Raw genomic sequence first — 17,178 nt, 5'->3', positions numbered from 1 at the left:
ATTGCCCGGCCGCCGCTACGGTGACATCCATGGCGGGCCGAACTCCTCCGGCGGGCCGGAGCCGCGCCGCGTCCTCAACCCGGGGCGCGGCGGTCAACCGTGCCCGTCAGCCGGCGCGTAAGGCCACCGGCAAGACGACCGCGCGTAAGACTCCCACACGGCGTCCCGCCGTCCGGAAGCAGCCGGCCGTCGGCCCCGGTCTGGCCCGCGGTGTCGGCGCCCTCTGGACGGGCCTGGCCGGCGGCGTCGGCTGGCTGGCCCGCGGTGCCGGCCGGCAGGCCGCCACCGCCCGCAGCATCGCGCCCGAGCACCGCCGGGACGGCGCCGGACTCGTCCTGCTCGGCGCCGGCATCCTGATCGCGGTCGCCGTCTGGGCGGGCAGCGCCGGACCGGTCGGGGTCTGGGTGGCCGACATGGTGCGGCTCTTCCTGGGCAGCCTGGCCGTGCTGCTGCCGCTGCTGCTCTTCTTCGGCGCGGTCCGGTTGATGCGGGAGCCCGCCGACCCGGAACACCGCGGGCGGACCCTGGTCGGCTGGACGGCGATCATCGTGGCCACCGCGGCACTGCTGCACATCTCCGGACCCGAGGTGGACAAGCCGAAGGTGGGCCAGGCCGGCGGTCTGCTCGGCTTCGGCATCGGCGGTCTGCTGGAGCGGGCCGTCACCGCCTGGGTGGCCGTACCCCTGCTGTTGCTGCTCTTCGTCTTCGGCCTGTTGGTGATCACCGCCACGCCGATCGCCAAGGTCCCGGAGCGGGTCGTCCTCCTGCTCGACCTGGTCTCCGGGCGATCCGGGAACCGCGCCCCGCGCCCGCCGCTGGACCTGGACGACGATCCGGACGAGGGGGAGACGCCCGCCCGGCCGCGCCGCCCGGCCCGCCGCCGGCAGGCCACCATGGCCGAGCCCCCGCCGCTCGATCAGGAGCCGCCGGACGACTTCGACGAGGAGCTCGTCCTGCACGACACGGTGGCCCTGCCGAAGCTGCCGAAGACCCGGAGGAAGCCGCCGCCCGAGCACTCGCCGCCGCCCACCCGGGCCGAGCAGCTGGAGATCTCGGTGGTCAAGGGCGACTACCGGCTGCCGCCGCCGAACCTGCTCGCCGCCGGCGCCCCGCCGAAGGCCCGCAGCCGTGCCAACGACGAGATCATGGCCGCGCTGTCCGGGGTCTTCGACCAGTTCAACGTCGACGCCGTGGTCACCGGCTTCACCCGGGGCCCGACGGTCACCCGGTACGAGGTGGAGATCGGTCCCGGCACCAAGGTGGAGCGGATCACCCAGCTCTCCCGGAACATCGCCTACTCCGTGAAATCGCCGGACGTGCGGATCCTCAGCCCGATCCCGGGCAAGAGCGCGGTCGGCGTGGAGATCCCGAACACCGACCCGGAGAACGTGTCGCTCGGCGACGTGCTGCGGTCCCGGGCGGCCACCGGCGACCACCACCCGATGCTGGCCGCGCTCGGCAAGGACATCGAGGGCGGGTTCGTGGTGGCGAACCTCGCGAAGATGCCGCACATCCTGATCGCGGGCGCCACCGGCGCGGGCAAGAGCTCCTGCCTGAACTCCCTGCTGGTCTCCCTGTTGACCCGGGCGACCCCCGACGAGGTCCGGCTGCTGCTGGTCGACCCGAAGCGGGTGGAGATGACCGCCTACGAGGGGATCCCTCACCTCGTCACGCCGATCATCACGAACCCGAAGAAGGCCGCGGACGCCCTCGAGTGGGTGGTCCGTGAGATGGACATGCGCTACGACGACCTCGCCGCCAACGGGGTCCGGCACATCGACGACTTCAACCGCAAGGTCCGCAGCGGCGAGATCAAGGCGCCGCCGGGCAGCGAACGGGAGATGAAGCCCTACCCCTACCTCCTGGTGATCATCGACGAGCTGGCCGACCTGATGATGGTCGCCCCGCGCGACGTGGAGGACTCGGTCGTCCGGATCACCCAGCTGGCCCGTGCCGCCGGCATCCACCTGGTGCTGGCCACCCAGCGCCCCTCGGTCGACGTGGTCACCGGACTGATCAAGGCGAACGTGCCGTCCCGCCTGGCCTTCGCCACCTCGTCGCTCGCCGACAGCCGGGTCATCCTGGACCAGCCGGGCGCCGAGAAGCTGCTCGGCCGGGGCGACGGCCTCTTCCTCCCGATGGGTGCCTCGAAGCCGGTCCGCATCCAGGGCGCCTGGGTCGACGAGAAAGAGATCGCGGCGGTCGTCAAGTTCTGCAAGGACCAGCGCGAGCCGGAGTTCCGAGAGGGCGTCACCGACGCGCCGCCCAGCAAGAAGAAGGACATCGACGAGGAGATCGGCGACGATCTCCAGCTGCTGATCCAGGCGATCGAGCTGGTGGTGACCAGTCAGTTCGGCTCGACCTCGATGCTCCAGCGCAAGCTGCGTGTCGGTTTCGCCAAGGCGGGCCGTCTCATGGACCTCATGGAGACCCGCGGCATCGTCGGCCCCTCCGAGGGCTCGAAGGCGCGCGACGTGCTGATCAAGCCGGACGAGCTGGAAGAGGCTCTGGCCGCTCTCCGCGTGGACGGGTAGCACCCGGCCCGGGGGCCGGGAACGGCTTGCGGAAGGTGAACGCCTCCGGCCCCGGGCCCTCCGTGGTCACCCGCCGGAGCCGCTCCAGGCCCTCCGGGACGCCCGGGATGTGGCCGGCCTCCACCCACCACAGCACCAGGGACGAACCGCCGGGCACGAACCAGTCGCGCCGCTGCCGCAGGTAGTCGAGGTGGGCGGACTGATACACATACGCCCGGAGATGCTCCAGCGACTCCCAGACCGACATCGTGGCGATCACGGCGGGGTCTCCGCGATCCGGTGCCGGGAAGCCGTCGACATCCTCCTCCGTCATCCGCCAGACGAAGCCGGGTGAGCGGTCGGCCAGCGCGTTCATCAGGTCGAGGCCCGCCGCGAACCCGGCGATGGAGGGATCGTCCAGCGGGGCTCGGAGCCGGGCGACATTCATCTGGGCCAGGTGGAAGTCGGTCATGCATCCACCTCACCAGCGTCGCCATCTAATGTCAATCGAAATTGTTTTTAGACAGAGTCACGCAGCATCGGCCGGGCGCCGGGTCCATCCGGGCGGTCCACTCCGAGCCGGCCACCATGCCGTCGATCAGTGCCAGGTTCATCCCGCAGATCAGCGGCGGGAACTGCTCGGCGAGCCGGTGAAAGGGACAGTTCCGGAGCTCGATGCGGCCGTCCTCGGCGACCGGGGAGTAGCCCCGCTCGGCGAGCGCCGCGGCCGGGTCGCCGGCCGGCCGCTCCCGGCCCTGCTCGCGGGCCACGTCGAAGAGGGCCTGATCGGCGCCGCCGCGCTCGACCGCCTCGGCGAGCATCTCCGCGGCGCTGCGGTAGGCCCGCGGCGGCACGCTGACCGAGTGCTCCCAGCGCGCGACCTGGTACAGCTTGGCGGGGCGGCCGGCGCCCGGACCGCTGCGCCCCGTCCGGCGGGCGTAGGAGACCTCGAGCAGCCCGGCGTCGACCAGTTTGTCCAGATGGAAGGCGGCCAGAGTACGGCCCACGCCGAGCGTCTCCGCCACCTCGTCGCGGCCGACCGGCTCCGGCCCGCCGTCGGCCACCACCCGGTACGCCGAACGCCGCACCCCGTCGCTCAGTGCCGTCACGGCGGCGAGATCGTCCCAGTTCTCCGAGGTCGTCACGGGGTAATCGTATTGTCAATTCCGCTTGGTGCTAGAAGCTGGACGAGCGGAGGAACGACCGCCGCGGGCTGCCCGGTAACCTTGGCGGGTGTCTGGAACTCCTCCCACCCGCCGTGTCGCGCTGCTGACTCTGGGCTGCGCCCGTAACGAGGTCGACTCGGAAGAGCTGGCCGCCCGCCTCGACGCCGGTGGCTGGGAGGTCGGCACCGACGCGGAGGGCGCCGACGTGGTCGTCGTCAACACCTGCGGTTTCGTTGAGAAGGCGAAACAGGACTCGATCGACACCCTGCTCGCCGCGTCCGACACCGGGGCGAAGGTGGTCGCCGCGGGCTGCATGGCCGAGCGGTACGGCAAAGAGCTCGCCGACAACCTTCCCGAGGCCGACGCGGTGCTCGGCTTCGACGACTACACCGACATCTCGGACCGGCTGGACAGCGTGTTCCGTGGCGAGAGCCTGGCGGCGCACACCCCACGGGACCGTCGCGAGCTGCTCCCGATCACCCCGGTGCAGCGGCACACCGCCAAGGTCGTGGTGCCCGGCCACGCCACCGTCGACGAGCACACCCCGGCCCATCTGCGGACCGTGCTGCGCCGCCGGCTCGACAGCGGCCCGGTGGCGTCGCTGAAACTGGCCAGCGGATGCGACCGGCGCTGCGCGTTCTGCGCGATCCCGGCCTTCCGCGGCGCCTTCGTCTCCCGCGACCCGCAGGAGCTGCTCGCCGAGGCGGAGTGGCTGGCCGGGACCGGCGTCCGCGAGCTGGTGCTGGTCAGTGAGAACAGCACGTCGTACGGCAAGGATCTGGGCGACCCGCGCCTGCTGGAGAAGCTGCTGCCACAGCTGGCCGCGATCGACGGCATCGTCCGGGTCCGGGCCAGTTACCTCCAGCCCGCCGAGACCCGTCCCGGCCTGGTCGAGGCGATCGCCACGACGCCCGGGGTGGCCGCCTACTTCGACCTGTCGTTCCAGCATTCCAGCGAGCCGGTGCTGCGCAGGATGCGCCGGTTCGGCTCCACGGGCCGCTTCCTCGATCTGCTCGACTCGGCCCGCAAGCTGGCGCCCTGGGCCGGCGCCCGGAGCAACTTCATCGTCGGCTTCCCCGGTGAGACCAGGCAGGACGTGGACGAGCTGGTCCGGTTCCTGACCGAGGCCCGCCTCGACGCGATCGGCGTCTTCGACTACAGCGACGAGGACGGCACCGAGGCCGCCAGCCTCGACCGCAAGGTCAGCGACGCGACCATCAAGCGACGGTACGACCGGGTCGTCGCCCTCGCCGAGGAGTTGTGCGCCCAGCGCGCCGAGGACCGGATCGGCAACACCGTCGAGGTGCTGATCGACACGATCGACGGTGACGAGATCGAGGGTCGCGCCGAGCACCAGGCCCCCGAGGTGGACGGCTCGACCAGCCTCGTGGCCGGCGGCGCCGGGGTCGACCTGGCGATGCTGCGCGCCGGCGACCTGGTGCGGGCGAAGGTCACCGGCACCGAGGGAGTGGACCTGATCGCCGTCCCGGTCGAGATGATCTCTGCCGCCCCGGTGACGCGGTGACCAACGAGCCGGCTCCGGTTCCGGCGGCGCGGGTGGTGTCGCTCTACAACGCCGCCAACGCGCTGACCGTCGTCCGGATCGTGCTCGTGCCGGTCTTCCTGTTCCTGGTCGTCGTCTCCGAGATGACCCAGCCGGACTGGCGGATCGCGGCCTGTCTCGCCTTCTGCGTCGCGTCGGCGACCGACTTCGCGGACGGCTGGATCGCCCGTCGCTGGTCGCTGGTCACCTCGTTCGGCAAGATCGCCGACCCGATCGCCGACAAGGCGCTCACCGGCACCGCCCTGGTCCTGCTCTCGCTGTACGGGACGCTGCCCTGGTGGGTGACCGGGGCCATCCTGATCCGCGAGTGGGGCGTGACCGCCCTGCGGTTCTGGGTGATCCGATACGGCGTGATCCCCGCCTCCCGGGGTGGCAAGCTGAAGACCGGGCTGCAGACCGTGGCCATCGCGTGGTATCTGTGGCCGGTGCCGGAGCCGTTCCATCTCGTCGGCGTGGCCCTGATGGGCGCCGCGCTGGTGGTCACCGTGGTGACCGGCGCCGACTACGTGGTCCAGGCGATGCGGCTGCGGCGAGGCACGCGGAGTCAGTGACGGAGGGACCGGATGGACATCTCGGTGGCGGCCGCCGCCGCGGTGCACGCGCTGGTGGAGCGACGGCAGACGATGGCGACCGCGGAGTCGCTCACCGGTGGTCTGGTGGCCGCGACGATCGTCGAGATCCCCGGGGTGAGCGCCGTCTACCGCGGGGGCATGGTGGTGTATGCCACTGATCTCAAAGCGCGGCTGACCGGCGTACCGGAAGGGTTGCTGGAGGAGCGCGGGCCGGTCGACGGTGACGTGGCCGCCGCGCTGGCCGAGGGCGCCCGGGAGCGCTGCGGCGCGGATTGGGGCCTGGCCACCACCGGCGTGGCGGGCCCGGAGCCACAGGACGGCAAGCCGGTCGGGCTGGTCTTCGTGGCCGTCGCCGGTCCCTCCGGGACCGAGGTTCGCGAGCTGAAACTCGACGGAAACCGGGCCGCCATCCGCACCGAAAGTGTGACGGCCGTCCTGCAATTGCTCACCGACTCTCTCCGTGCCACACCGGCCCCGGCCTGAGCTGCGAATACAGGCCATGCTACGCCGGTTGTCCGGTTCTGCCGCGGGCCGAGGGGCCCGGTAATTCGGCGGGGCGGGATGTCGGGGCGGCGCGGGCCAGGTACGGTTGCGGGAAGCCTCCGGCGTATGCCGGCGGCGAGCTCGCAGGAGGAGGTGCCATGGTCCTGCTACGCCGTGTTATCGGCGACGCTCTTCGTGCGCGCCGGCAGGGGCAGCACCGCACGCTGCGCGAGGTGTCGACCGCCGCGAACGTCAGCCTGGGATATCTGTCCGAGATCGAGCGTGGCCAGAAAGAGGCTTCCAGCGAGCTCCTCGCGGCCATCTGTGACGCGCTCGGCGCCCGGCTCTCCGAGTTGCTCAGCGAGGTCAGCAACACGCTGGCGCTGGCGGAGAACATGGAGGGTGTGCTGGTCCCGGTCGAGGGTCAGCCGGCCGAGGGGGACGTTTCCGTCTCCGTGCGCCAGGATTCTCCGCTGAAGACGACGCTGCACGCGACCCGCAAACCGAAGCGGGACATCGTCTACGCCGCTTGATCATGATGACGCGATCAGCCGGGCCGCTCCCTGGGCGGTCCGGCCTGTTTCGTGTGTCGGTTCGGCGCCTCGCTCAAGCCACTCAGGGAGGCGTAGCCTCGATGCCAGGGGAGACCCTGAGATCCCCCGGAGGACCCGTGACGCCGCTGGCGTCCGGCTGTCACGATGGGTTTCGCGTTACCGCTCGAAACTGCGGTGACGCGTCCGATGGAGCGACATTTGAGGGGACACCACGAGATGGCGAATCCGTTCGTCAAGGGCTGGCACTACATGATGGCGCTCTTCGGCGCGAAGATCGACGAGTACGCCGACCCTAAGGTCCAGATCCAGCAGGCCATCGAGGACGCTCAGCGCCAGCATCAGGCTCTCGTGCAGCAGGCCGCCGCCGTCATCGGCAACCAGCGGCAGCTCGAGATGAAGCTGTCCCGGCAGATGTCCGAGGTCGAGAAGCTGCAGGGCATGGCCCGCCAGGCTCTGGTGCTCGCCGACCGCGCCCGCGCCGCCGGTGACGAGTCCGAGGCCCAGAAGTACGAGTCGACCGCGCAGACCCTGGCCACCCAACTGGTCGCCGGGGAGCAGTCGATGGAGGATCTGAAGACCCTCCACGACCAGGCGCTCGCCGCCGCCGGGCAGGCCCGCAAGGCGGTCGAGAACAACGCGATGGTCCTTCAGCAGCGCATCGCCGAGCGCTCCCGGCTGCTCAGCCAGCTCGAGCAGGCCAAGATGCAGGAGACCGTGGCCAAGTCGCTGGAGTCGATGTCGCAGCTTGCCGCGCCGGGCAACACCCCGTCGCTGGACCAGGTGCGCGACAAGATCGAGCAGCGGTATGCGAGCGCCATGGGCCGTGCCGAGCTGGCCGCCAACTCGGTCGAGGGCCGCATGCTGGAGGTGCAGAAATCCAGCCTGGACCTGGCCGGCTCGTCGCGCCTGGAGCAGATCCGCGCCAGCATGGCGGGGGAGAAGCTGGGCGGCGCCACCGAGCGCCCGGCCGTCGAGCAGCCGGCTGCCCCGGCCGCCGATCCGGCCGGTGTGGCCCGTCTCGACGAGATCAGGGCGAGCCTCAATCAGAAGCGGGGCGACACCACCGCCGCGGGCTGAGCGGCGGAGACGACGGGGAGGGGAGCGACGGTGGACGAGCGGACCAGGTACTTCCGGCGGCTCAAGCGGCTGCGGGGCTCCGCGCGCCGATGGAGCGTGCTGGGTGGCGGCCTGACCGCCGCGGCGGCCGTCCTCACCCCGTATGTGGGGATAGGCATCGCCGACGCGGCCTGGGCCGCGAGCGCCGGCGCGTCGGCCGTGCTGGCCTGGTGGCGCTGGAGCGACCATCGTGAGCTGGCCGCCCAGCCGGCGCCGCCGCCCGCCCTGCCGGAGACCAAGCTGACCGCGGCGCTGCAGCGGTTCCCCGCCGGGCGGACCGTGGTGCAGGAGGTGCGCCGCCAGAAGAACCGGTTCGCCCTGCGCGGGTCGGTCATCGCCGACTCGTGGGACCGGCTGGAGCGCGCCTCACAGACCATGGCCGGGCTCGCCGGGCGGCTGACCGGCGAAGGCGAGGCCGCGGTGTTCGAGGCGGCCACCGCCGAGCAGTGGCTGCGTGACCTGGGTCAGCGGGCGGCAAGCGTCGAGCGGGCCATCCCGCTCGGTCAGGGCGGTCGGCGCGACGCGCTCGTGGAGTCGCACGCCGGGCTCGCCGAGCAGTTCAGCGAGGGCGTCGAGGCGTTCGAGGCGCTGGTCGCGGCCGCCGCCAGTTACGTCGCGGAGGACGGGCAGCCGCTCATCGACACCCGCCACCCGGCCTACTTCAGTCTCGTCGACGCGGCCGACCGGCTGCGCGGCATCGCCGAGGGCCTGGCCGAGCTGCGGACCACCGAGATCCGCACACCACCGGCGGCGGCCGGCTGACTCAGCCCGGCTCCGGCTGACAGCGCGGACACCAGTAGGTGACGCGTTCGTCCTGTTCGGCCTTGCGGATCGCGGTGGCACAGCGGCGGCACGGCTGGGCGCGACGGCCGTAGACGTAGCTCGTCTCGCCTTTGCGCAACGAACCGGTGGTGGTCTGGGTCCAGCGGCCCCGGTTGGAGGCGACCAGCCTCTGCGCCAGCTCCACCGTGCCGGTCAGATCGGCCACCCCGGCGACCGGCGTCCACGGCCAGAGACCGCGCAGAAACAGCGTCTCGGCTTTGTAGAGGTTGCCCACCCCGGCCAGATTCCGCTGATCCAGCAGCGCCTCGGCGATCGTCGCCGACGGTTTCGCGGCGATCCGGCGAACCGCCTCGGCCGGATCCCAGTCGGTTCCCAGCAGATCCGGGCCGAGATGCCCGACCAGGTGCTCCTCGTCGACTGTCGGGATCAGCGCCACCTCGTGCAGGTGGTACCCGACGGCCACCGAGCGGGCCGTGCGCAACACCACCCGGATCAGGTGGGCGGGCCGTCCGGTCCAGCGTTCCCGGGGCGCGTAGGCCCGCCACGCGCCGTCCATTCGCAGGTGGGAGTGGAGGGTGTGCGGTGGCCGGCCGTCCCTGTTCAGGCGCAGCAGCAGGTGCTTTCCCCGGCTCGCCGACTCGGCGACGGTCCATCCGCTGAGGTCGGCGGTGGCCAGCCGCGGAACCCGGAAGTCGGAGCCGGTCAGCACCTCCCCGGCGAGAGCCTGCTCCAGCACGCGTGCGGTGTTCCAGACGGTGTCCCCTTCCGGCATGGCCCCATCCTCTCGAAAAACGGGTGCCCCGACCCCGGGCGCCTGGCATCCTGCCCGCATGGAGCTCGACATCGCACCGATCGGGGACCGGTTCGACCTCTATGACGAACTCGGCGGTGGCTGGCCCGAGTTCATGTCCAAGGATCCGACCGGTGCCCTCTACTACCGCTACTTCGACCGGTTCTGGCCGGAGTTCTCACTGCTCGCGGTGGACAAGGAGACCGGGCGGGCGGTCGCCAAGGCGCACTCGGTGCCGTTCGCGTGGGACGAGGACCCGGCCGGCGGGCTGCCCGAGGGCGGCTGGGACTGGGTGATCCGGCAGGCCGTCCATGATCACCTCAGCGGGACGAAACCCACGATGGTCTCGGCCCTGGAGATCAACATCAGGCGCGATCTGCGTGGCTGCGGCCTCTCCGGCCGGATGCTCTCGGCGATGCGTGACAACGCGGCCGAACACGGCTTCACCGACCTGGTCGCGCCCGTCCGGCCCAGCGGCAAACACGCTCAGATCAGACAACCCATCGATGCGTACGCGTACGCGACCCGTGACGACGGACTGCCCGTCGACCCGTGGCTGCGCGTGCACGTCCGAGCCGGGGCGACGATCGTCAACGTGGCGCACTACAGCATGACCTACGCCGGGACGCTGGAGCAGTGGCGGTCGTGGACCGGCCTGCCCTTCGACGCCACCGGTCCGGTCGACGTGCCGGACGCACTGTCACCCGTCCACTGCGACGTGGACCAGGATCACGCGGTCTACGTCGAGCCCAACGTCTGGGTCCACCACCGCATCTGACGGCCTGGCCACCGATCTCAGCCCGGTGGGCGCGGCACGGGCTGGAGTGGCAGGGGCCCGCGTGGAACGGCGGAACGGGGCGGGTGCTTTCGGGGGCGGCTCGCCGCGTACCGGAGAAGGGTTTCAGCGGGCGGTGATGCGGACGATGTCGCCGGGGACCACGGAGAGAAGGACCACGGCGCGGCCACTGTTGACGGCGATCGCGACGCGGTCGGCCGAGTCGGCGAAAACGAGCAGCTCGCCCACGTTGACGTCGGCGAACGTCGCGCCGCGGCGGGCCCGGACGCCGCCGTTGACCATGAGCTCCATGCCGAGCCCGGAGAGCGCGGAACCTTCGGCGGCCAGCTGGACGTTGCCGAAACGGTCGACGGTCAGGACCTCTGCCTCGAGCCAGCCGTCGCCGATGGTGACCACCGGATCCGGCAGGCGGGTCAGGCCGACCGGGTCCACGCAGGGGCCGGCCTCGGACGGATCGGCGCCCGCCGCCAGTCGGGCCGCGGCCGGGGCGAACAGGTCACGGCCGTGGAACGTCCGGGAGACGTCGCCGAGCATCCAGTCCTTGTTGTCCAGCTCGTAGGCCGCGGTGATGCCGCCGAGCGCCTCGGCGGCCCAGATGAGCAGGCCGTTGTCGGGGCCGACGAACAGGCCGTTCGGCGTGACGAGGACGACACCGCGGCGAGCCGTGCCGACACCCGGGTCGACGACCGCGAGATGCACCGACGGCGGAAGGTGGGGCGCGGTCTGTGCCAGCACCGCGGCGCCCCGGCTGACGTCGGCCGGCGGCACGTGGTGAGTGACGTCTATCACCCTGGTGTCCGGGGAGACGCGGGCGATCGATCCGTGGCAGGCGGCTACGAAGCCATCAAATGTGCCGTAATCGGTCGTGAAACTGATCCATCCATAACCGCCCATGGTGGTCAACGTTACTGCCTGTCGCTCCTGGGGTGGAGGGCGGGCACGCCGAACTGACGTGGCAGTGTTGATCCATGCGTCTCGTGATCTTCACCGAACCCCAGCAGGGTGCCACCCACGACGATCTCCTGCGGGTCGCCAAAGCCGCCGAGGACGGCGGTTACGACGGGTTCTTCCGCTCCGACCACTACCTCAAGATGGGCGATGTGTCCGGCCTGCCCGGCCCGACCGACGCGTGGATCACGCTCGCCGCTCTCGCGGTGCAGACCTCCCGGATCCGGCTCGGCACGCTGGTCAGCTCGGTCACCTTCCGGCTGCCCGGCCCGCTGGCGATCGCCGTCGCCCAGGTGGACGCCATGAGCGGTGGCCGCGTCGAGTTCGGGCTCGGCAGTGGCTGGTTCGAGGCGGAGCACCAGGCGTACGGCATCCCGTTCCCGACGCTCGGCGAGCGCTTCGACCGGCTCGAGGAGCAGCTGGAGATCATCACCGGGCTGTGGGAGACCCCGGTCGGTGCCACCTACGACTTCCAGGGCAAGCACTACCAGGTCCTGGATTCGCCCGCGCTGCCCAAGCCGGCCCAGTCGCCCCGCCCGCCGGTCATCGTCGGCGGCTACGGCAAGAAGCGCACCCCCTACCTGGCGGCCCGGTACGCCACCGAGTTCAACGTCCCGTTCGCCAAGCTCGAGGACATTCCCGCGCAGTACGCCCGGGTCCGCGCCGCCGCCGAGTCCCTCGGCCGCACCGAGCCGCTCACCTACTCGGCCGCCGCGGTCCTCTGCGTCGGCCGTGACGACGCCGAGGTCCGTCGCCGGGCCGCCGCGATCGGGCGCGATGCCGACGAGATGCGCGCCAACGGCGGTGTCGTCGGCACGCCGGCCGAAGCGGTCGACACCATCCGCCGCTACGCGGAGGCCGGGGCTTCGCGTCTGTTCCTGCAGGTGCTCGATCTGACCGACCTCGACCATGTGGACCTGGTGGCGGCCGAGGTCGCGCCGAAGCTCTGACGTTTCCGCTCAAGCGGATCGGCGCCGGGCCACTCGCGGGCGGGTAGGCCCGGCGCTTCGCCGGGCCCGCCCGCTCCACGGCCGGGTCAGGCGCGGAGCCGCAGGCCTCTCGGCGTGGTGCGGAAGCCGGCGGCGGTCAGAGCGTCCCGTAACGGCGACGCGTGCACCGACTCGCCATCGGCGCGCTCCACGGACATCGCACCCAGCGCGCCCGAACGGACCGCGCCGGCCAGACCATGCGCGGCCCGGGTGAGAAGCTCGGGCACGTCCACGAACGACAGCAGGGTACGGCCGCCGCGTTCGACGTAGAGGACCAGATCTCCACCGGACAGCACCACGAGGGCGCCCGCCTTCCGGCCCGCGCGGTGGCCGGCCTTGGCGACCGTCTCCCCGTCGCCGCTGTCGACGACGCGGTCGGGCCAAGGAAGTGCCGCGCCGTAGGGGTTCGCCGGATCGGTCGCGGCCAGCACCACCGCGGCGGGTGGTCGGCCAGCGGCGCCCGGCCCGTTGAGCGCCGTTGGCCGGCTGATGGCGCCGGGCTCATCGGTGGTGCGCGGTCGGTCGGCGGTGCCTGGTTCGTTGGGCGCCGTTGGCCGGCTGATGGCGCCGGGCTCATCGGTGGTGCGCGGTCGGTCGGCGGTGCCTGGTTCGTTGGGCGCCGTTGGCCGGCTGATGGCGCCGGGCTCATCGGTGGTGCGCGGTCGGTCGGCGGTGCCTGGTTCGTTGAGCGCCCGCAGCCGGTCGACGGCGCCCGGCACCGCGAACTGTGCCGCACCGAGCCCTTCGACGAAGTAGCCCCGCCGGGCGGCTCCGCGTTCCTCCAGCGCGGCCAGCACCGGATAGATCGCCGCGAACCCGCCGCTCACCCCCTCGGCGGCGGCCACACCCCGGGTCACCACACCGTGCCGCTCCAGCAGCACGTCGGCGATCGCCGCCGCCCGCCGGGTCGGGTCGGGATCCCGCTCAGGCAGCCGGGACCAGCGGCCCGCCATGTTCGGCGGCCCGCCCCGAGCGGGCATGCTCGGCCGTCCGGGACGTCGGTAGCGGGCGCGGGCCGGTGCGGCTTTCGCCCGGTGCGCGCCGCTGCCTCCGAGCAGCGCCCGCAACGGCGCGAACGTGTCGTTGGTCAGGTGACCCGCCCACACCAGGTCCCACACCGCGGCGGAGAGCTCGGTGTCGTCGGTCGAGCCGACCCGGTCGGACAATGACCTGAAGAACAGCGCCTGCCCATCACCGAGCGCGTCCAGAACCGACTGGTGCAGCGGGGTCGCCGCGAACTCCTCGTCAGGGGGTGGCAGCAGTAGCGGCGCGCTTTCCGCGTAGGCCAGCGTCACCCAGCCGTCCCCACCCGCGATCGAGCCGGATCCCGCCCACAACACCTCCCCGGCCGCGCACAACTCGTCCAGCTGCGGTGGTGCGTAGTCGGCGACCCGGGCGGGCAGCACCAGCCGCTCCCACGCCGACGCCGGCACCGCCACGCCCTGCACCTGCTCGATCGCGGCCGCCAGCGCGTCCACCCCACGGGCGTTGCCGCCGACCTGCTGCCAGCGTGGCAGGAACGACGCCAGCACCCACGGTGGAACCGGCTCGATCTCCCGGCGCAGGGCGGCCAGCGAACGGCGCCGCAGCATCCGCAGCACCTCGGCGTCGCACCACTCGCTACCCGCGCCACCGGGGGAGAACTCACCCGACGTGACCCGGCCGGTCGCGCTGAGCCTCTTGAGTGCCTGCTCGACGACGAACACCCCGAGCCCGAACCGGGCCGCACAGGTGGCCGCCGCGAACGGGCCGTGGGTCCGCGCATATCGTGCGACCAGGTCACCGAGGGGATCGGCGACCGGCTCCAGATACGCCTCGGGAATGCCGACCGGCAGCGCCACCCCGAGTGCGTCCCGATAACGCCCGGCGTCGTCGATGCCGATCCAGCGTTCCTCGCCGGCCACCCGCACCCGGATCGCACGCCGGGTCGCGGCGAGCTGCTCCAGCCACTCCTCCGGAACGCCGCGCACCGCCAGCTCGGCCGCGGCCAGATCACCGAGCAGCCGCAGAAGCTCCGCCGCGTCCTCGGCGTCGCGCGGGGTGCGCGGGGCGGTGAGCCACTGCAACTGGGCCTCGGTCTCGGCCACCACGTCGGGATCGAGCAGCTCCCGCAGATCCACCCGCCCCAACAGCTCACCGAGCAGCGTCGAGTCGAGAGTCAGCGCGGCGGCCCGGCGCTCGGCCAGTGGGGCGTCACCCTCATACAGGAAGGCGCCGACGTAGCCGAACAGCAGTGAACGGGCGAACGGCGACGGCCGCGCCGTCTCCGCCTCGACCAACCGAACCTTGCGGCCGGAGATCTCCCGCATCAGCCCGACCAGTCCGGGAACGTCGAACACGTCCTGCAGGCACTCGCGGGCCGCCTCCAGAGTCACCGGGAAGTCGGCGAACTCGCGGGCCACGTCCAGCAGCTGCGCCGAGCGCTGCCGTTGCTGCCAGAGCGGCTGCCTGCGGCGGGGATCGCGGCGCGGCAGCAACAGCGACCGGGCAGCGCACTCCCGGAACCGGGACGCGAACAGCGCCGACGTGCCGACCGCCTCCTCGACGATCTGGGCGATCTCCTCCGGATCGAAGGTGATCAGGTCGGCACCGGGCGGCTCCTCCGCGGTGTCCGGCAGGCGCACGACGATGCCGTCGTCCGACGGCATCACCTGACCGTCCACCCCGAACCGCTCGCTGAGCCGACGGCCGATCGCCAGCGCCCACGGCGCGTTGACCCGGGCGCCCAGCACACAGTGCACGGTCATCCGCCAGTCACCCAACTCGTCGCGGAACCGCTCCACCACCACGGTCCGATCGTCCGGAAGGTGGCGGGTCGCCTCCCGCTGCTCGCGCAGGTAGGCGACCAGGTTGCCGGCCGCCCACTCGTCCAGGCCCGAGCCGCGCAGGTCGGTGGTGGCCTTGTCGTCGCCGGAGCGGGCCAGCGCGCGCAGCCGGGCGCCGATCGCCCGGCCCAGCTCGATCGGGCGCCCGGGGGAGTCGCCTTTCCAGAACGGCATCCGCGCGGGCGCGCCCGGCGCCGGGGAGACGAGCACCCGGTCGGGGGTGATGTCCTCGATCCGCCAGGACGTCGAGCCCAGGAGGAAGACGTCGCCGACGCGAGACTCATACACCATCTCCTCGTCGAGCTCGCCCACCCGGGAAGCACGCTCCGAACCGGCCAGGAAGACCCCGAAGGTCCCCCGGTCGGGAATCGTGCCGCCGCTCGTCACCGCCAGCCGCTGCGCGCCGGGACGCCCGGTGAGCTGATCGGTGGCGCGGTCCCACACCAGGCGGGGCCGCAGTTCGGCGAAGGCGGTCGACGGGTACCGCCCGGAGAGCATGTCGAGGACCGCGTGCAGCGCCGAGGACGGCAGCTCGGCGAACGGCGCTGCCCGGCGCACCAGAATGGCGAGATCGTCGACCTGCCACTCGTCCAGCGCGACCATCGCCACGATCTGCTGGGCGAGCACGTCGAGGGGGTTGCGCGGACAGCGCAGCTCCTCGATCGCACCCTCGCCCATCCGCTCCGCCACCACGGCGCAGGACAGAAGATCGCCACGGTGCTTCGGAAAGACCACGCCCCGGGACACCGCGCCCACCTGGTGACCGGCCCGGCCGATGCGCTGAAGTCCGGCCGCGACCGACGGCGGCGCCTCGATCTGCACCACCAGGTCCACCGCGCCCATGTCGATGCCCAGCTCCAGGCTGGAGGTCGCGACCACGGCGGGCAACTGCCCGGATTTCAGGGCCTCCTCGATCTGCTTGCGCTCCTCACGGGAGACGCTGCCGTGGTGGGCGCGGGCCACCACCGGCGGCGCGCCCCGGGTGCCGCCGGCCTGGGCCATGATCTCCGCGGGCATCCGGGAACCGGCGGCCGCCTGCGCGAACGACGGATCGGCCCGCTCCGCGGCCAGCTCGTTGAGACGGGCGCACAGACGCTCCGAGCCACGCCGCGAGTTGGTGAAGACGATCGTCGACCGATGCGCCTCGATCAGGTCGAGCACCCGCTCCTCGACGGCCGGCCAGATCGACGGTGTGTGCCGGCCGCCGCCCGGCTCGCCGGGATCCGGATCGGGCTGCTCGTCGAGGCGGGTCATGTCCTCCACCGGGACCTCGACCGACACCTCGATCGTCTTGGCGCTGCGCGGCTGCACGATCTCGACATCCTGCGCGCCGCCGAGGAACCGTGCCGTCTCGTCGATCGGGCGCACCGTCGCGGACAGGCCGATCCGCTGGGCCGGGCGCTCGAGCAACGCGTCCAGCCGCTCCAGGGAGAGTGCCAGATGCGCGCCCCGCTTGGTGGCCGCGACCGCGTGCACCTCGTCGAGAATCACCGTCTGGACACCCCGCAGCGACTCTCGCGCGGCTGAGGTGAGCAGCAGGAACAGCGACTCGGGCGTGGTGATCAGAATGTCCGGCGGGGTCCGCGCGAAACCGCGCCGCTCGTCGGCCGGCGTGTCTCCCGTCCGCATCCCCACGGTGATCTCCGGCGGGGGAAGCCCCAACCGCCCGGCCGCCTGCCGGATCCCGGTGAGCGGGGCGCGCAGATTGCGCTCGACGTCGACGGCCAGCGCCTTCAACGGGCTGACATAGAGCACACGGCACCGCTGCCGGGCTTGCTCGGGGACCGGCTCACCGGCCAGGCGGTCGAGCGACCAGAGGAAGGCCGCCAGCGTCTTGCCGGACCCCGTGGGCGCGACCACCAGGGCGTTACGCCCCGCGCCGATCGCCCGCCACGCCCCGGTCTGAGCGGCGGTAGGCGCGGCGAAGGCGGCCTTGAACCACTCCCGGGTGGCCGGCCCGAACTTCTCGAGCACCTCTCGCACACCTCACATCCTGCCCCGGGGGTACGACAAAACCGTCCCGCGTCGCCGAGCGGTCCCACGCGGGGACCGGGTGATCGTCGTTCCTTGGTCGGTCTG

At 72.2% G+C, this 17,178-nt stretch carries 14 protein-coding genes; 9 read left to right on the top strand and 5 right to left on the bottom strand.

Annotation, left to right across the window (positions count from 1 at the left end):
• Nucleotides 1-29: 29 nt before the first annotated feature.
• Nucleotides 30-2,534 carry a DNA translocase FtsK gene (locus tag AB0I88_RS11290; protein WP_361021250.1) on the top strand — a complete coding sequence of 835 codons (2,505 nt, stop codon included), beginning with the start codon at nucleotides 30-32 and terminating at the stop codon, nucleotides 2,532-2,534.
• Here the strand turns inward: AB0I88_RS11290 and AB0I88_RS11285 are convergent.
• Together AB0I88_RS11285 and AB0I88_RS11280 are read right to left on the bottom strand one after the other, a co-directional pair.
• Nucleotides 2,482-2,985 (bottom strand): DUF3291 domain-containing protein, encoded by a 504-nt coding sequence (locus AB0I88_RS11285; RefSeq protein WP_361021248.1) that lies wholly within the window; start codon nucleotides 2,983-2,985, stop codon nucleotides 2,482-2,484. The two genes, AB0I88_RS11290 and AB0I88_RS11285, sit on opposite strands and share 53 nt — an antisense overlap.
• 31 nt (nucleotides 2,986-3,016) lie before the next feature.
• A complete protein-coding gene (locus AB0I88_RS11280; RefSeq protein ID WP_361021246.1) occupies nucleotides 3,017-3,658 on the bottom strand; it encodes a transcriptional regulator in 642 nt (213 codons plus the stop codon).
• An 88-nt stretch (nucleotides 3,659-3,746) separates the two neighbouring features.
• On the opposite strand from AB0I88_RS11280, the gene rimO reads away from it, so the two are divergent.
• The 6 genes from rimO to AB0I88_RS11250 all read left to right on the top strand — a co-directional run bounded on the left by rimO (nucleotide 3,747) and on the right by AB0I88_RS11250 (nucleotide 8,730).
• The gene (rimO, locus tag AB0I88_RS11275; protein WP_361021244.1) at nucleotides 3,747-5,204 is read left to right on the top strand and encodes a 30S ribosomal protein S12 methylthiotransferase RimO; all 1,458 of its coding nucleotides are present in this window, start codon (nucleotides 3,747-3,749) and stop codon (nucleotides 5,202-5,204) included.
• Entirely contained in the window at nucleotides 5,201-5,794 is a 594-nt protein-coding gene (gene pgsA / locus AB0I88_RS11270) for a CDP-diacylglycerol--glycerol-3-phosphate 3-phosphatidyltransferase (RefSeq protein WP_361021242.1), read from the top strand. The genes rimO and pgsA overlap by 4 nt, the downstream gene beginning before the upstream one ends.
• 12 nt (nucleotides 5,795-5,806) lie before the next feature.
• Entirely contained in the window at nucleotides 5,807-6,298 is a 492-nt protein-coding gene (locus AB0I88_RS11265; protein ID WP_361021240.1) for a CinA family protein, read from the top strand.
• A 158-nt stretch (nucleotides 6,299-6,456) separates the two neighbouring features.
• Nucleotides 6,457-6,831: a helix-turn-helix transcriptional regulator gene (locus AB0I88_RS11260; RefSeq protein ID WP_361021238.1), complete on the top strand. Its 375-nt coding sequence runs from the start codon at nucleotides 6,457-6,459 to the stop codon at nucleotides 6,829-6,831.
• Between the two features lie 237 nt (nucleotides 6,832-7,068).
• Entirely contained in the window at nucleotides 7,069-7,929 is an 861-nt protein-coding gene (locus AB0I88_RS11255; protein ID WP_361021236.1) for a PspA/IM30 family protein, read from the top strand.
• Nucleotides 7,930-7,959: 30 nt separating this feature from the next.
• Nucleotides 7,960-8,730, top strand: a complete 771-nt coding sequence (locus AB0I88_RS11250; RefSeq protein WP_361021234.1) for a hypothetical protein — start codon at nucleotides 7,960-7,962, stop codon at nucleotides 8,728-8,730.
• A 1-nt stretch (nucleotide 8,731) separates the two neighbouring features.
• Here AB0I88_RS11250 and AB0I88_RS11245 read toward each other — a convergent pair whose 3' ends face one another.
• Entirely contained in the window at nucleotides 8,732-9,523 is a 792-nt protein-coding gene (locus AB0I88_RS11245) for a DNA-formamidopyrimidine glycosylase family protein (protein WP_361021232.1), read from the bottom strand.
• A gap of 58 nt (nucleotides 9,524-9,581) precedes the next feature.
• Between AB0I88_RS11245 and AB0I88_RS11240 the strand changes: the two genes are divergently transcribed.
• Complete coding sequence (locus AB0I88_RS11240) at nucleotides 9,582-10,319, top strand: N-acetyltransferase (protein WP_361021230.1); 738 nt, start codon at nucleotides 9,582-9,584, stop codon at nucleotides 10,317-10,319.
• A gap of 123 nt (nucleotides 10,320-10,442) precedes the next feature.
• Here the strand turns inward: AB0I88_RS11240 and AB0I88_RS11235 are convergent, their stop codons facing one another.
• Nucleotides 10,443-11,231 (bottom strand): SAM-dependent chlorinase/fluorinase, encoded by a 789-nt coding sequence (locus tag AB0I88_RS11235; RefSeq protein ID WP_361021227.1) that lies wholly within the window; start codon nucleotides 11,229-11,231, stop codon nucleotides 10,443-10,445.
• A gap of 74 nt (nucleotides 11,232-11,305) precedes the next feature.
• Between AB0I88_RS11235 and AB0I88_RS11230 the strand changes: the two genes are divergently transcribed.
• The gene (locus AB0I88_RS11230; RefSeq protein WP_361021225.1) at nucleotides 11,306-12,235 is read left to right on the top strand and encodes an LLM class F420-dependent oxidoreductase; all 930 of its coding nucleotides are present in this window, start codon (nucleotides 11,306-11,308) and stop codon (nucleotides 12,233-12,235) included.
• An 86-nt stretch (nucleotides 12,236-12,321) separates the two neighbouring features.
• On the opposite strand, the gene AB0I88_RS11225 is transcribed toward AB0I88_RS11230, so the two are convergent.
• Nucleotides 12,322-17,082 (bottom strand): ATP-dependent helicase, encoded by a 4,761-nt coding sequence (locus tag AB0I88_RS11225; protein WP_361021223.1) that lies wholly within the window; start codon nucleotides 17,080-17,082, stop codon nucleotides 12,322-12,324.
• Nucleotides 17,083-17,178: the final 96 nt, after the last annotated feature.

It is taken from the genome of Actinoplanes sp. NPDC049802 (assembly GCF_040656595.1).
Lineage (GTDB): Bacteria > Actinomycetota > Actinomycetes > Mycobacteriales > Micromonosporaceae > Actinoplanes.
The sequence above is the reverse complement of the archived record's forward strand: the minus strand, read 5'-3'. Positions and strand labels throughout refer to the sequence as shown.

What these genes read in the sequence shown, in the direction of transcription:
- AB0I88_RS11285 (WP_361021248.1), bottom strand. Translation starts at nt 2,985, where the DNA reads ATGACCGACTTCCACCTGGCCCAGATGAATGTCGCCCGGCTCCGAGCC.
- AB0I88_RS11245 (WP_361021232.1), bottom strand. Translation starts at nt 9,523, where the DNA reads ATGCCGGAAGGGGACACCGTCTGGAACACCGCACGCGTGCTGGAGCAG.
- AB0I88_RS11265 (WP_361021240.1), top strand. Translation starts at nt 5,807, where the DNA reads ATGGACATCTCGGTGGCGGCCGCCGCCGCGGTGCACGCGCTGGTGGAG.
- AB0I88_RS11290 (WP_361021250.1), top strand. Translation starts at nt 30, where the DNA reads ATGGCGGGCCGAACTCCTCCGGCGGGCCGGAGCCGCGCCGCGTCCTCA.
- AB0I88_RS11260 (WP_361021238.1), top strand. Translation starts at nt 6,457, where the DNA reads ATGGTCCTGCTACGCCGTGTTATCGGCGACGCTCTTCGTGCGCGCCGG.
- AB0I88_RS11255 (WP_361021236.1), top strand. Translation starts at nt 7,069, where the DNA reads ATGGCGAATCCGTTCGTCAAGGGCTGGCACTACATGATGGCGCTCTTC.
- AB0I88_RS11235 (WP_361021227.1), bottom strand. Translation starts at nt 11,231, where the DNA reads ATGGGCGGTTATGGATGGATCAGTTTCACGACCGATTACGGCACATTT.
- AB0I88_RS11230 (WP_361021225.1), top strand. Translation starts at nt 11,306, where the DNA reads ATGCGTCTCGTGATCTTCACCGAACCCCAGCAGGGTGCCACCCACGAC.
- AB0I88_RS11240 (WP_361021230.1), top strand. Translation starts at nt 9,582, where the DNA reads ATGGAGCTCGACATCGCACCGATCGGGGACCGGTTCGACCTCTATGAC.